At 61.9% G+C, this 14,541-nt stretch carries 12 protein-coding genes and 1 pseudogene; 3 read left to right on the forward strand and 10 right to left on the reverse strand.

What is annotated here, in order from left to right:
* Positions 1–13: 13 nt before the first annotated feature.
* The 6 genes from ABIF91_RS06270 to ABIF91_RS06295 all read right to left on the reverse strand — a co-directional run bounded on the left by ABIF91_RS06270 (position 14) and on the right by ABIF91_RS06295 (position 7,044).
* Positions 14–820 (reverse strand): ABC transporter permease subunit, encoded by an 807-nt coding sequence (locus tag ABIF91_RS06270; protein ID WP_424578814.1) that lies wholly within the window; start codon positions 818–820, stop codon positions 14–16.
* Positions 817–1,980, reverse strand: coding sequence for an FMNH2-dependent alkanesulfonate monooxygenase (gene ssuD / locus ABIF91_RS06275; protein WP_284279106.1), 1,164 nt, complete (start codon positions 1,978–1,980; stop codon positions 817–819). Before ssuD ends, ABIF91_RS06270 begins: the two co-directional genes overlap by 4 nt.
* A gap of 135 nt (positions 1,981–2,115) precedes the next feature.
* On the reverse strand, positions 2,116–3,066 hold the full coding sequence (locus ABIF91_RS06280; RefSeq protein ID WP_028182096.1) for a sulfonate ABC transporter substrate-binding protein: 951 nt from the start codon (positions 3,064–3,066) through the stop codon (positions 2,116–2,118).
* A 593-nt stretch (positions 3,067–3,659) separates the two neighbouring features.
* On the reverse strand, positions 3,660–4,724 hold the full coding sequence (locus ABIF91_RS06285; protein WP_225006049.1) for an IS630-like element ISRj1 family transposase: 1,065 nt from the start codon (positions 4,722–4,724) through the stop codon (positions 3,660–3,662).
* 55 nt (positions 4,725–4,779) lie between these two features.
* Positions 4,780–5,844: an IS630-like element ISRj1 family transposase gene (locus tag ABIF91_RS06290; protein WP_026192128.1), complete on the reverse strand. Its 1,065-nt coding sequence runs from the start codon at positions 5,842–5,844 to the stop codon at positions 4,780–4,782.
* Positions 5,845–5,886: 42 nt separating this feature from the next.
* Entirely contained in the window at positions 5,887–7,044 is a 1,158-nt protein-coding gene (locus ABIF91_RS06295) for a cytochrome P450 (protein WP_424578815.1), read from the reverse strand.
* A gap of 451 nt (positions 7,045–7,495) precedes the next feature.
* Here ABIF91_RS06295 and ABIF91_RS06300 point away from each other — a divergent pair, with 451 nt between their 5' ends.
* The 3 genes from ABIF91_RS06300 (at position 7,496) to ABIF91_RS06310 (ending at position 11,205) form a co-directional block, all read left to right on the forward strand.
* A complete protein-coding gene (locus ABIF91_RS06300) occupies positions 7,496–7,747 on the forward strand; it encodes a hypothetical protein (protein WP_051394065.1) in 252 nt (83 codons plus the stop codon).
* A gap of 315 nt (positions 7,748–8,062) precedes the next feature.
* Positions 8,063–9,192, forward strand: a protein-coding gene (locus tag ABIF91_RS06305) for an IS3-like element ISRj2 family transposase (protein WP_129557670.1) whose coding sequence is annotated in 2 segments (ribosomal slippage) — positions 8,063–8,315 and positions 8,315–9,192 — 1,131 coding nt in all. Because the reading frame shifts where the segments join, the coding sequence is not laid out codon by codon here.
* A gap of 669 nt (positions 9,193–9,861) precedes the next feature.
* Positions 9,862–11,205 carry an IS1380-like element ISBdi2 family transposase gene (locus tag ABIF91_RS06310; protein ID WP_208086440.1) on the forward strand — a complete coding sequence of 448 codons (1,344 nt, stop codon included), beginning with the start codon at positions 9,862–9,864 and terminating at the stop codon, positions 11,203–11,205.
* A 161-nt stretch (positions 11,206–11,366) separates the two neighbouring features.
* On the opposite strand, the pseudogene ABIF91_RS06315 reads toward ABIF91_RS06310, so the two are convergent.
* From ABIF91_RS06315 to ABIF91_RS06330, 4 genes and pseudogenes are all read right to left on the reverse strand, one after another.
* A pseudogene (locus tag ABIF91_RS06315) lies at positions 11,367–11,594 on the reverse strand (transposase); the annotation flags it as partial.
* Between the two features lie 523 nt (positions 11,595–12,117).
* A complete protein-coding gene (locus ABIF91_RS06320) occupies positions 12,118–12,624 on the reverse strand; it encodes a Phasin protein (protein WP_028182265.1) in 507 nt (168 codons plus the stop codon).
* 153 nt (positions 12,625–12,777) lie between these two features.
* Positions 12,778–13,968 carry an extracellular catalytic domain type 1 short-chain-length polyhydroxyalkanoate depolymerase gene (locus ABIF91_RS06325; RefSeq protein WP_028182264.1) on the reverse strand — a complete coding sequence of 397 codons (1,191 nt, stop codon included), beginning with the start codon at positions 13,966–13,968 and terminating at the stop codon, positions 12,778–12,780.
* Positions 13,969–13,971: 3 nt separating this feature from the next.
* Positions 13,972–14,391, reverse strand: a complete 420-nt coding sequence (locus tag ABIF91_RS06330) for a CopG family transcriptional regulator (RefSeq protein WP_028182263.1) — start codon at positions 14,389–14,391, stop codon at positions 13,972–13,974.
* Between the last annotated feature and the right edge of the window lie 150 nt (positions 14,392–14,541).

The raw sequence follows: 14,541 nt of genomic DNA on the forward strand, positions 1-14,541 counted from the left end.
CAGTATTTCTTGCTCAACGTTTCTGGAAGGCGGAGTGCCAGGAGAGCGTCAGGCGCTCCAGCACGCGGGAGGCGCTGTCGGCGAGCTTGCCGAGCAGGGCGTAGATCAGGATCGAGAGCACGACGACGTCGATCAGCATGAATTCGCGCGCCTGCATTGCCATGTAGCCGAGGCCCGAGGAGGCCGCGATGGTCTCGGCGACGATCAGGGTCAGCCACATGATGCCGAGCGCGAAGCGGATGCCGACGAAGATCGAGGGCAGCGCGCCCGGGAAGATCACGCGGCGGAACAATTCGCCGTCGGTCATGCCGTAGATGCGGCCCATCTCGATCAGCTGGGGATCGACCGTGCGGATCCCGTGCAGCGTGTTGAGGTAGATCGGGACGAACACGCCGAGCGCCACCAGGAAGAGTTTTGCGCTCTCGTCGATGCCGAACCAGAGGATGACCAGCGGGATCAGCGCCAGATGCGGCACGTTGCGCACCATCTGCAGCGTCGTGTCGGTGAGCCTTGCCGAAAGCTGCGACAGGCCGTTGGCGAGGCCGAACGCGAAACCGATGCTGCCGCCGATCAGGAAGCCGATCGAGGCGCGCCAGAACGAGACCCAGATGTTGCGGACGAGCTCGCCGGAAAGCAGCAGCTTCCAGCCGGCCAGCACGACGTCGCTCGGCGCCGGCAGCACGCGCGTCGGCACGAAGCCGGTGACGCTCGCGACCTGCCAGATCGCGATGATGGCGAGCGGCACGATCCACTGGATCAGGCCGTCCAGGCGCGGCAGGCGCAGGCTGCGCGGAAGCGAAACGCTGTCGATCAGGCTCATGACTGTGACACCCGGTGCTGCGGACGGAGATCGCTGCCGACGGTCTCGCCGAAGGGACCGCCGTTGAAATGGAGCTTCGTCACGTTGCTCGGTTGCTCCAGCGAGAGCAGCGGGAACACCAGCTCGGCGAAGCGATAGGCTTCCTCCAGATGCGGATAGCCCGACATGATGAAGGTATCGATGCCGAGATCCTGATACTCCTTGATGCGGGCCGCGACGGTCTGGGCGTCGCCGACCAGCGCCGTGCCGGCACCGCCGCGCACGAGGCCGACGCCGGCCCACAGATTCGGCGCGATCTCGAGCTTGTCGCGCCTGCCGCCATGGAGCTGCGCCATGCGCTGCTGGCCGACCGAGTCCATGCGGGCAAAGTTCTTCTGCGCCAGCGCGATGGTCTCGTCGCTGACATGCCTGATCAGCTCATTCGCAGCGCTCCAGGCCTCTTCATTGGTCTCGCGGACGATCACGTGAAGGCGCATGCCGAAGGAGAGCTTTCTGCCGCGCGCGGCGGCAACCTCCCTCACCTTCGCGATCTTCTCGGCGACCTGCGCCGGCGGCTCACCCCAGGTGAGATATTTGTCGACGGTGTCGACGGCGACGTCGATGCCGGCATCGGACGATCCGCCGAAATAGAGTGGCGGCCGCGGCGACTGCACGGGAGGAAACAGCAGCTTGCCGCCCTCGACATGGATGTGCTTGCCTTCGACATTGACGGTCTTGCCGGCGAGCAGGTCGCTATAGACATTGAGGAACTCGCGGGTGACCTCGTAGCGTTCGTCATGGCCGAGGAAGACGCCGTCGCCCTTGTTCTCGACGGGATCGCCGCCGGTGACGACGTTGACGAGAAGCCGGCCGTTCGAGATGCGATCGAGCGTCGCCGTCATGCGCGCCGCCACGCTCGGCGATTGCAGGCCGGGACGGACCGCCACGAGATAGCGCAGCCGCTCGGTGAACGGCGCCACGCTCGAGGCGACGATCCAGGAATCCTCGCACGACCGGCCGGTCGGGATCAGCACGCCGAAATAGCCGAGCTGGTCGGCGGCCTGCGCGATCTGGCGCAGATAGTTGAAGTCGACCTCGCGGCCGCCGATGCCGGTGCCGAGATAGCGCCCGTCGCCATGGGTCGGCAGGAACCAGAGGATATTGCTCCTGGATTGGCTCATGGATGTGCTCCTAACCGTAGGTCGTGCCGACTGCGGCGGCGACGATGCCGATCGAGAGCACGATGGCCGCGATCAGGCGCTGAATGATACGTCTCATGTTCAAACCCTTGTGGATGGGAAGGCCGGTCGGCACGGTCAGGCTGCCGGGTTGCGCCAGACGATGTCGCGGATGACGATCGGCTTCGGGATCAGGCCGAGCTTGTAGAAGCGGTCGGCGACGCCCTGCTGGGTCGCGACGATGTCGTCGGTGACGGGGCCGACCACGAATGACGAACGGTTCGCGGCGATGGTCTGGATGTCGAGGGGAATGCCGGTGACCGCAGCGAGCGATTTCGCGACCTCGTCGCGGTGCTGCTCGGCCCATCTGGCGGTCGCGGTGGTGACGTCGACGATCTGTTGCAGGATCGCGCCGTGGTTCTTCGCGAAGTCGCGGTTGGCGATGTAGAACGAATTGGTCTTGGTGACCTCGCGCGCATTGATCAGGATGCGGCCGCTCTGCCTGGTCTCGCCGATCGCGAGGTAAGGATCCCAGATTGCCCAGGCCTCGATGCTGCCATTGGCGAAGGCAGGCCCGGCGTCCGGCGGCGTCAGATAGACCGGCTTGATGTCGGCATAGGTGAGGCCCGCCTTCTCCAGGGTCTGCACCACGATGTTGTGGGCGCTGGAGCCCTTGGTGAAGCCGATGCGCTTGCCCTTCAATTCGGCGATGGTGCGGATCGGCGAATCCTTCGGCACCAGGATGCCCTGGCCGTTGGTGATGGGCTGGCCGGCGGCATAGACGATCGCGGCGCCCGCGGCCTGGGCGAACACCGGCGGGGAATCGCCGACCGCGCCGTAATCGACGCTGCCGACGTTCATCGCCTCCATCATTGGAGGCCCCGAGGAGAATTCGACCCATTTCACCTCGATGCCTTGCGGGGTGAAATGTTTTTCCAGGGCGGCCTGCTGGCGCGTGATGACCAGCACGCCGTTCTTCTGATAGCCGATACGAATCTCCTTCACCGCGCCTTGCGCGTTGCCGCGCGAGGCGAACGCGGCGACGGCCGCAGTTCCAACGGAAAGTCTCAGAAAGTCTCGACGCCGCATTCCACACTCCCGGCCGCATGCGGCCGTCATTCATTCGTGTTGCTCGGATGATGGTGCGGCTTATCGGAGGTGTCGAGACGTGCGGAAAAATAGCGATGCGCGCACTGCGCGCGAGGCGCGGCGCATGATTAATCTTTCAATCCGCGGAGCGAATGCAGAGCGAATTTTTCCGCACGCGAACGTGACAATCGGAACGCACGGCGCCCCAGCACCATGAAAATGCGAAAACAACCCCATGCACAGTAGCCAAGGTCTTGTTACGAAACGAATTTCGTATTTAGCGAAACTCACTTGACCCGTCGGGCAATACAGTGGCAGAATGGCACCATGGTGGACTGGGGGTACTGGGGCGCGAAGCTTCCACCATCTCCGCTGTCATTCCCCGCGACCCGGCTACGCCAAGGCTTCGCCGAGGTTAAGGTCTAGGGGCGCCGAAGCTTTAGCGAAGGCGGCAGGCGGGGAATCCAGTACGCCGCCGCCCATCGATTCAGCCACAACCGTCTCGGAGTACTGGATCGCCCGGTCAAGCCGGGCGATGACACCGAACGTGTGAGGACTAGGTGCCCCGAGCACCACCGGCCTAGTACCCGGAATCAGAGCTGAGTGATACGGCGGCCTTTGAAACGGCGTTGACGGACCTTTTTCTTGGTCCAGACGAAGGGCTCGGCTCTGTCGTTGTATGCGTTGACGTAGGCATCGATGTGTTCCTGAAGCTGCTTGAGGCTCGTGAAGGAGGTGCCGCTGAGCGACTGCCCCTGCAAGATGGAAAACCATACTTCGACCTGATTGAGCCATGACGCACTTGTCGGCGTGAAATGAAATTGCACGTTGGGGTGGGCCTTGAGCCAGTCCTCGTTCTTTTTATGGGTGTTGAGGTTGTCGAGGATGACGTGAAGCTTGCGGTTCGGAAAAGCCGCGGTGACGCTGTTCATGAAATCGAGAAACTCGACGCGGCGCCGGCGTTTTGAATGGGTCGCGATGATCTTTCCGGTGGCGACTTCGAGCGCCGCAAACAATGTTGTGGTGCCATGCCGCTTGTAATCGTGGCTTTGGCCGGTCAAGGCGCGGCCATTGGGCAACTTCAGATAACCCTGCGCTCGCTCCAAAGCCTGGATCGAGGGCTTCTCGTCCACGCACAGCACAATGGCCTTCGCCGGCGGCGCGACATAGAGGCCGACAACATCGGCGGCTTTGGCCGTAAAGTTCGGGTCGTTGCTCTCGCACCAGGACTTGCGAGCCACCAGGTCAATCTTGTGGCTGCGCAGGAACCGCCAGACATATTGGACATCGACATCGCCCAGCGCCTCGGCCAGCAGGGGGCCGGTCCAGCGCGCAAACCCTTGCGGTGGCGGCTTATCCAGCAGCTTCAGAATCCGCTTGTCGGTCGTCTTCGTATAGATCGGCTGCTTGCCAGGCCGCGGCTTGTCTTGCAGCCCTTCAAGGCCATGGTCGGCATAGCGATGCCGCCAAAGGCTGACAATCCGCGGCTGGACCCCGACTTCCTTGGCGATCGACCGGGTGCTGCGCCCATCCGCCGCCAACAGAACTATCCGCGCCCGCTTCAAATCGCGCTGCAACGTCACCGGTGAGCGACAGCACGCCTCAAGCACCTTGCGATCTTTCCTCGAAAGGCGGACTTCTCTTGCTTCGGGTATCATCCCGACCTTGAATCACGACTCACGTTCCAAGAAAAGTGGGTACTAGTACCCAGAATCAGAGCTGAGTGATACGGCGGCCTTTGAAACGGCGTTGACGGACCTTTTTCTTGGTCCAGACGAAGGGCTCGGCTCTGTCGTTGTATGCGTTGACGTAGGCATCGATGTGTTCCTGAAGCTGCTTGAGGCTCGTGAAGGAGGTGCCGCTGAGCGACTGCCCCTGCAAGATGGAAAACCATACTTCGACCTGATTGAGCCATGACGCACTTGTCGGCGTGAAATGAAATTGCACGTTGGGGTGGGCCTTGAGCCAGTCCTCGTTCTTTTTATGGGTGTTGAGGTTGTCGAGGATGACGTGAAGCTTGCGGTTCGGAAAAGCCGCGGTGACGCTGTTCATGAAATCGAGAAACTCGACGCGGCGCCGGCGTTTTGAATGGGTCGCGATGATCTTTCCGGTGGCGACTTCGAGCGCCGCAAACAATGTTGTGGTGCCATGCCGCTTGTAATCGTGGCTTTGGCCGGTCAAGGCGCGGCCATTGGGCAACTTCAGATAACCCTGCGCTCGCTCCAAAGCCTGGATCGAGGGCTTCTCGTCCACGCACAGCACAATGGCCTTCGCCGGCGGCGCGACATAGAGGCCGACAACATCGGCGGCTTTGGCCGTAAAGTTCGGGTCGTTGCTCTCGCACCAGGACTTGCGAGCCACCAGGTCAATCTTGTGGCTGCGCAGGAACCGCCAGACATATTGGACATCGACATCGCCCAGCGCCTCGGCCAGCAGGGGGCCGGTCCAGCGCGCAAACCCTTGCGGTGGCGGCTTATCCAGCAGCTTCAGAATCCGCTTGTCGGTCGTCTTCGTATAGATCGGCTGCTTGCCAGGCCGCGGCTTGTCTTGCAGCCCTTCAAGGCCATGGTCGGCATAGCGATGCCGCCAAAGGCTGACAATCCGCGGCTGGACCCCAACTTCCTTGGCGATCGACCGGGTGCTGCGCCCATCCGCCGCCAACAGAACTATCCGCGCCCGCTTCAAATCGCGCTGCAACGTCACCGGTGAGCGACAGCACGCCTCAAGCACCTTGCGATCTTTCCTCGAAAGGTGGACTTCTCTTGCTTCGGGTATCATCCCGACCTTGAATCACGACTCACGTTCCAAGAAAAGTGGGCACTACTTCACCGGCAGATTGAGCAGCCCGCGGAACGCCCAGCCGCCGATCCGTACCGGCTCGTCGTCAGCGATCTCGATCCGCGGCGCGCGGGCGAACACGGTCGGCAGGGCGACGTCGGCGATCATGGCGCGGGAGGCGAAGGCGCCGGCGCAGAAATGCGGGCCGGCGCCGAAGGCGACGCTCTTGGTGGTGTCGCGCCGCACGTCGAACTGGTCGGCGCGCTCAAAATGCTTCTCGTCGCGGTTGGCGGAGCCGAACATCAGGAACACGCGTTCGTCGCGTTCGAAGGACACATCGCGAATGCTCCAGGGCTTGGCGATGCGGCGCGGCGACATGCCGATCGGCGAGATCCAGCGGGCGTATTCCTCGAACGCCTGCAGCCAGGACACTTCACCGCGCAAGACCAGATCGAGCTGCTCGGGATGGGTGAGCAGCGCCCAGACCGTGCCGGCGATCGCCTTGCGCGGCTCGTTCTGCCCGCCCGAGATCGCGAGCTTGACGTTGGCGCGCACGCTCTCCATCGGCATGCCCGAGGCGAGAAGGACGCCGAGAATGCTCTGGTCCGGGTGCTTGCGCATCACCGGCAGGATGTCGTCGATGGCCGCATCGATCCCCGACGTCGCGGCGTGGCAGCGCGCCTCGACCGCGGGATCGCCGGCGTAATTGGCGATGCCCTCGATCATGCCTTGCGACCACGCATCCATGTCCTCGAAGCCGATATTGGTGAGGCCGGTGATCGACTTCAGGCATTCGCCGGAGAACGGCAGCGCGAAGTCGCGCATGAAATCGATCCGGCCAGGTTCGATCGCGTCGATGATGCGATCGGCATGGGCCTGGAACAGCGCGGTCCAGTGCGCCTTCACGGTCTTCGGCGAGACCGTCGGAAACATCGCGCGCCGCTCCACCTGGTGCGCCTCGCCGTCCTTGCGCATCATGTTGTGGCCCATCAGCCGGTTCATCAGGCCGGCGGGCTGGTGCGAGGAGAACACGTCGATCTGCTTCTCGGAGATCGAGATGTCGTCGCGGCTCGTCAGCAGCGTCGAGCCGAGCTGCGGCACGAAGGCGATCGGCGCCTCTTTCCTCATCTTCGCGAGCATCGGATAGGGATCGGCCCAGAAGGCGGCCGGGTCGATGTCGATGCGCGGCGCGGTGCTCAAGGCGTTACCTCCTGGGGTTTTGTGTGCTTCAGGGCAGATTAGCGAACTCCGCGGCCGGCGTCTGTCCCCAGCGAGAGGGACGGGCGGCATTGGTCTGTTTCGTGAGCCTCCGGCAATGATCTATTAATCGTGAGCACGCGCCTCACGTGCAAGCTGATCGATTAACGCCTAAGTTGCAATCATCGAAAAGCTTTGGCGCAAAATCGCATGCAACCATCCGATTGGGCTGTTGTCCTTTACTACGCGTGGCCAGTCATCTTGATACCTGCGGGATGGTTCGTGTTAGGGCGATTGTGCCGGGAACGCGCAGCTTCCGGGGCATCGATGATCGAATTGCGGGAGCAGCACCTCGCAGAAACACACCGGATGAGCGCTGTGATGGAGAGGATCGCAGCTGTTCTCGAGAAGAACAACAGGAAATAGTCGAAGTTACTGGCTTGGGAGGTTGAGGATGACCGTAGCCGATATACTGCTTGCGATGTACTCTTGGTGGCCGTTCATCCTGATAGTGGGTGGATCGATCCTCGCGATGCGTGCGATGCGCCAACGCACTTCGTCAGGCGCCACGATGATCGATCTGTATGAGCAGCAGATTGCCGAAACGCGCAGAACGAATGCCGGATTGGAGCGAATCGCTGCTGCTCTCGAGCTTGGGATGGGCACGGCCGGATCCCAGGCCAACAAGGGTGGCGGAACCGCTTGAATACGCAAAATGTCCGCGAGACCAATCGACGGCACGACGGTGAAGCACCCCAATCCAAAAAGGCATCGATCCAGTTGGCGATACCGCTGGACTCCGGATCGCGCGGGCACTGCATGGATGCTGATGTCAGCAATTATCGCTGTCGCCATCTTTGCGGCCGTCGTGATTCATTATCCATTCCTGCCACAGCGAAACGCCGGTGCCGGCTTTGGACCCGACTGGGACTGAGAGCTGGCCCCGCAAATTCGGACAGTAGCTTGAGTGGATTTTCTGCCTGACAGCGGCGAGGATTCTTGCTGCGAATCAGGAGCGAAGATGACGAAGAAGAGCCGCCGGACGCATTCTCCGGCATTCAAGGCGAAGGTTGCTTTGGCTGCGGTCAAAGGCGACAAGACACTGGCGGAGCTGGCGCAACTGTTTGATGTTCATCCGAACCAGATCACGATCTGGAAAAACCAGCTCCTGGAAGGCGCCGCCGGCGTGTTTGGGCATGACAAGACATCGGCCGAGACGCCGGTCGATTTGAAGGCGTTACATGCCAAGATCGGCGAGCTGGCGTTGGAAAACGATTTTTTGTCCGGCGCGCTCACCAAGGCGGGCCTGCTGAGCGCAAAGCGATGATCGACCGCGATCATGATCTTTCTATCGTGCGCCAGGCGAAGGTCCTGAAGCTGGCTCGCAGCACGGTCTACTATGAACCTCGGCCAGTTTCGGCCGAGGACCTTGCCTTGATGCGTCGGCTCGATGAGCTGCATCTCGATTATCCCTTCGCGGGAGCGCGTATGCTGCGATCGTTGCTGCGGCGGGAGGGCGTATACGCCGGTCGCCGCCACATCGCGACGCTGATGAAGCGCATGGGGATCGAGGCGGTCTATCGTCGCCCGAACACGAGCAAGCCGGCTCCGGGTCACAAGATCTACCCGTACCTGTTGCGCGGATTGAAGATCGAGCGGCCCGACCATGCGTGGGCAATGGACATCACCTACATTCCGATGCGGCGTGGCTTCGTCTATCTCGCGGCGGTCGTCGATGTGTTCAGCCGACGGGTCCTGGCCCATCGCGTCTCGATCACAATGGAGGCGGCCTTCTGCGTCGAAGCGGTCCAGGAGGCGTTGGCGAAGCACGGCAGGCCCGAGATTTTCAACACGGATCAGGGCAGCCAGTTCACCAGCCTCGAGTTCACCGATGTGCTGCTGGACGCGAAGATCGCCATCAGCATGGACGGCAAGGGCGCCTGGCGCGACAACGTGTTTGTCGAGCGGCTCTGGCGCACGGTCAAATACGAAGAAGTATATCTCCGCGCCTACGACAGCGTGTCCGAGGCGCGAGCGTCAATTGCCAAGTATCTGGCCTTCTACAATCAGGGACGCCCTCACTCGAGCCTTGACGGGCGCACGCCCGACGAGGCTTACTTCGGCACGCAAGCTATGGTGATGGCCGCATGACCGTCGCCGACGGTTTTGTCGTCGCTCTGGTCGGGCTACGCCCTCCCGACGCAACGACAAAACCGTAAAGCCCCGCGTTCAGCATAACCCGGCAGGAATCCACTTAAATCCAGCGGGGCGCTGTCCAAACAACCGGGGCCAGCTCTGCCACATCACCTCGACATTGCGCCCAGCCTCTCGTTCCAGCCGCCGGCTCGACTGCACTCGGTTTAGCCCGTCTTATTCGCGAGAGGGCGCCTGAGAGGCTGGCGAGCGTGGTGTAAAGCGCTGATGCGGCGTAGGATTCGGTTGCGAAGCCACCCCATCACCTTCAACCGCGAACGCCACGCCCGCCATGACCGATGATACGATTTCAGACCACTATCGAGAAGCAAGAATTCAACACAAATAAAACCTCTGCCTCGCGCTCGATCTCTTCATGCTTGATAGTCTCGTTTCGGAGGCTGAGCACCTACCGCGTCTAATAGGCCGCTCGCGCCGGTTTCTTTGGACGCGGCACGACCGCGACTCCACGTTTCGGCACAGAAATGATCGGGAGTCACTCAATCTTTCTTCAACTTAACCCGTCTTATTCGTAAGAGTGCGCCTGAGGGGTAAAGCGCTGATGCGGCGTAGGATTCGGTTGCGAAGCCAACCCCATCACCTCCAACCGCGAACGCCACGCCCGCCATGACCGACGATACGATTCCGCCCTTCTCGTTTCCAGCCGTTCACGCCAAGAAAGTCACAGCTGCCTTCGATGGTGGGCGCCTAACCTCGAACGGGGGCGTGATGCTTCTGGCGATGGCCGAGCGGCGTCTCGGTTTGGCCAACAATCTGGCCCGGGTGTTCCCGGATCGGCGCGATCCGACGCGGGTCGTGCACAGCCTGGTCGATATGTTCCGCGCTCGCATGTTCGCGATCTGCTGCGGCTACGAGGACGCCGACGACCTCGATCATCTGAGGTCCGATCCGGCATTCAAACTGGCCTGCGGTCGCCTACCGGACACGGGCCGGGATTTGTGTTCCCAGCCGACGCTGTCGCGGCTGGAGAATGCTCCGCGCCTGCGCGACGTGATCCGGCTGACCTACACTTTGGTCGACGCATGGATGGATAGCTACCCGCGCGAGCCGGCATCCGTCACGCTCGACATCGATGATACCTGCGACGTCGTCCACGGCCATCAGCAGCTCTCGCTGTTCAACGCTCATTATGACGAACGCTGCTTCCTGCCGATCCACGTCTACGACACGGAGAAGAGCCGGCCCGTGGCGGTCGTGCTGAGGCCCGGCAAGACGCCGGGCGGCGTCGAGGTGCGTGCCCATCTGCGCCGCCTGGTACGGCATATCCGGACGCGATGGCACAACACGCAAATTACGTTCCGTGGCGACGGGCACTATGCCCGGCCGGAGGCAATGGCGTGGTGCGAGACCAACGGCATCGACTACATCTTCGGTCTGTCCGGCACCAAGCCTCTGGCCAGAAAAGTCGACGAGGTCGCCGACGACATCCGCACGCGACGCGCCATCGAGAACCTGCCGGTTCTGCGTGGCTATACCGAGACGCGCCACAAGGCAAAGTCCTGGGATCGCGAACGGCGCACCGTCGCCCGTATTGAGGCGACGATGCTCGGCCTCGACATCCGTTTCGTCGTCACCAGCCTCGATGTCGGCTCGGCCGAGTGGATCTACGACAGCCTGTATTGCGCGCGCGGCCAAGCCGAGAATCTGATCAAGCTGCATAAGACGCAGCTCGCCTCCGATCGCACCAGCTGCCGTTCGGCGCTCGCCAACCAGGTCCGTCTCGTGCTCCATACGGCCGCTTATTGGCTGATGCTGACCGTGCGCGACGCCATTCCCAAAGCCCGGGAATTGGCCGCTGCCGAGTTCGCGACGCTGCGTCTTCGGCTCTTGAAAATCGCCGCCCGTGTCGTCGAGACCACGAGCCGCATTCGCCTTGCGTTTGCCGCGGCATGTCCCGAAGCCGACCTGATCTGCGGCTTGCCCGGCGCGCTGCTGCCGCTCGGTCCTTGACCGGCGGGGCGTCCGCCCCCGTTCGCCCAACCCATCCCTCAAGCGCGTTGCAAAGTACCGGTCGTCAGGCGGCGAAAAGCCGAAGGCAATCCTGTGCGCCTCGTCAGACAAGATGTGCGGCCGCATCAATCGGGCCCAAAAGCCGCACTCTCACGAATAGGACGGGTTAGATAGCCGTAAATGTAAAGCTTCAGGAGAACCGAGGGATGGTACGACGGCCGACCGGTGGCCGCCGGCTCCGCACCCTCAAAGCCCATCTCAGCCAAACTGAGCGCATCGACAAATACGTCGATCACGCGAACTGGGTTACTCTCGTCAATGAAATCATCGAGGCATTCGGGCAACAGCGTCCGCTGCCCACGATCCGCCTCTTCAACAAAGCGCCTCATCGATTCCCCCAAAAGAATCACGGGAGAATCATAACAGCCGCTCGCCGTTTTCACACAGCCAGGGTCAAACTGCGACTCCGCTCTTGGATTAGAGATGGTCAGGTCTAGCTCGCGAACCGGAAGTCACGGTCGCTCGCGCGAGGGTCAGCCACGGGCCATCAGCGGACCTTGTTACTCCGTTGGATACACCGACAACCGAACATCTGCCCCTGCCTCACCCGCAGCTAGTTGAGCCGGAACGGTCAAGGACTTAGACAAGGACCGTGGAAGAGCCCATCAAAGCTGGGCCTTCTAATCACTCCGCCAAAAATTGACCGGAGACGGTCGAGAGCGGCTTCAGTTGCGAAAGGTGTCAACCTATATTCGCGATGGTGGGTACCTCGGATCAGCGGCACGAGATGGCCAGCGCTGATTCCGCTCCCTCGTTGTGAGCCGGCCTCCCCAGCCGAAAGCAAGCAACCCTGATCGGCGCGTGCGTGATCCGCATTTGCGTCCATCGTTTGCCGCAGGGTACGGCTTGCAGTTATCGTCCCGGCAGAGCCGTGACTTCCCGGAGCGGCTTGATGCGCCAGAACGGATATGCCGCCAGTTCTTTCGAATGCTGCGCGAACATATCGACCCGTCTGCTTGTAAACTCCGTAATGACGCTGAAAAATTCGATTGGTGACCTGATCGTCGCAAGTCTCAGGCCGAATTCAACAGCGAATTGCGCGTTGGCCCCGGCTATCTCAAGAAGCTTCGCTTGTTGCGCCTGCATGTTTGCTGTCGCTAGAGCAAAGCCTTTCGTTGGATCGCTATCTGTCATTCTCTGGCTGCGATCATCTACTAAAGCATCCGCCTCAGGCTCAATGACGGGAACCTGGTGCTCAGGATCATCATGAAGAGGCGATTCGACCGAGTCTTCCGCAGCAGGGTGAAGTGAATTCTCTTTCGGGCTTCTAACAATGGCCTGCTTGTTCCGTTGGGCCCGCGCGGCCATTTTCGGGTTGCGGACGCGCTTTGCCGCTGTCGCCGCTTTGCGTTTGCTCATCTGACGCTCCAAGAAAATGGGGGTGCGACCAAAACGGTCATTTCTGCAAGGACAACAGGCTTTGTGACGTGGCGTTCCAAGCCCGTGCACTGTTGGTCGAATAACCTGAGATAAATCGCACGCACGCTCTTCTGAGCGCCCTGTGAAGCCAGACTACTCACCGAGCGAATGCTCGAGGAAGAAGCGCAGCATTTCCCTCGTCGCATCCGGGCCTTGCGGATCAGTGTAGGACCCGGCAGGGCTGCCGCCAGACCACGCGTGTCCGGCGCCATCGATGTTCCAGTGTTCGGAAATCGCCCGACCGGCGCCGTCGATCAGGACGGTGCGAGTATAGGCATGGCCGTGGGGGACGCGTCCGCGAAGCACCTTCATCGCCGGCCTCGTTGCCCCGGCGGACTGCTCGATAATCTGATCGCCATTCTTTGGATGCACCGTTGTGTCGCGATCGCCATGGAAAACGATGGTCGGTACAGAAGTTTTGCCGTCCGCAATTGCCTTGGAGCCGCCTCCCTGCCGCATGGCGACGAACGCGGAGGGAAGATCGCTCGCGGCTCCGCACGCGAGGCCTGAATGAATACCGACGGCCGCGTACAGGTCGCTATACGTTGCGCCCATGATGGCGGCGGCGGCCCCGCCGGCCGACAGACCCGCGACATATACGCGCTTCGGATCGATCAAATGGTCGCGCATGATCTGGCGGGTAATGCCGGCGATCATCGAGGGCTCGCCCCCGCCGCGGCGCTGGTCGCTCGTGCGGAACCAGTTCCAGCACTTCGACTGGTTGGCTCCGCTCGGCTGCTCAGGATAGGCCACGAAGCAATTCTGCTCTTCTGCCAGGAAGTTCATCCGGGTGCCGGCCGCGAAATCGTCCGGCGATTGGGTGCAGCCGTGAAGCATGATGATCAGGGGAAGCCGTTGTCCCTGGCAGCGGCTTGGGATGAACAGCTTGTAGGTCCGGCTTCCCGCGCCGCTACTGAAGGTACCGGCGATGAAGCGTGTGCCCTCGGGCACGATGTCCGATGGCGACAGAGGAGCGCGCGTGATCGGACTTCGCAGGCCGAGCCCGGAAAAATCCCGGATGCCGTCGAGCGATAAGGAGCGTCTGCGTCCCTGAGCAGAGCGGGCCGGTGCGCTCTGCGGAGCTTCCCGCTCCTCGACAAGCTCGGCCGTGGCGTCGATGGCAAGCGGATCGAGCCGCGAGAGCGGAGCCTGAGAGGCGCTCCGCGCCTCCGGTCTTGGAGCGCTACCGCCCTGGAGCATGCGCTGCAGCAGCGCGGTGGCCTCGACCAGTTGGCCGGCACGCGTGAGGCGGGTTGCTTCGCGGACTATGTCTTGATTCAGCATCGTTCACCTCGTTCTGTCGGCGAGAGCGGCCTTGACCGCGGAAGTGGCGTGTAGGGCCCCCAGCACCGAGACCGACGCGATCGTGGCGCGAGCCAACTCGGGAGTGACGTCCTGGGCGATGGTGGCTAAGCCCAAAACATTGATCTGCAGCATCTCGCCGGCGCTCCGTGCCGCTTCGAGATCCTCGCGAGTGTAGTTGCGCAGCCCGAGGTCCAGGTTCTTCCGGGCCGTGGACTGTCTGACGACCTCTACGTGACGCTCGAGCTGGTTCCGGATTGCTGTCCGGATGAAATCGGTCCTGTTCGAATAGAACCCTTCCTGAACCATAAGATCGACATGACCGAGATCGACATAGCCAAGGTTGATCGTGATCTTCTCGGTGTCGGGGGCTTTGGGTCGCAGCTCATGTATGTTACCGGCCATAGCGAAACATCCGTATACCATCTCCCCGGATGGTTTCTGGACGTTATCTAGATGCTCCCGGGCGCCTTTCAAGGGATGCAGCCATCCAATAATCCTGGACCATGAGCTCGCGCAGGCGGACCGTCTCGTGGAGCGTCGCCTCTCCTATCA

The organism is Bradyrhizobium sp. USDA 241, from assembly GCF_049739505.1.
Taxonomy (GTDB): Bacteria; Pseudomonadota; Alphaproteobacteria; order Rhizobiales; family Xanthobacteraceae; genus Bradyrhizobium; species Bradyrhizobium liaoningense.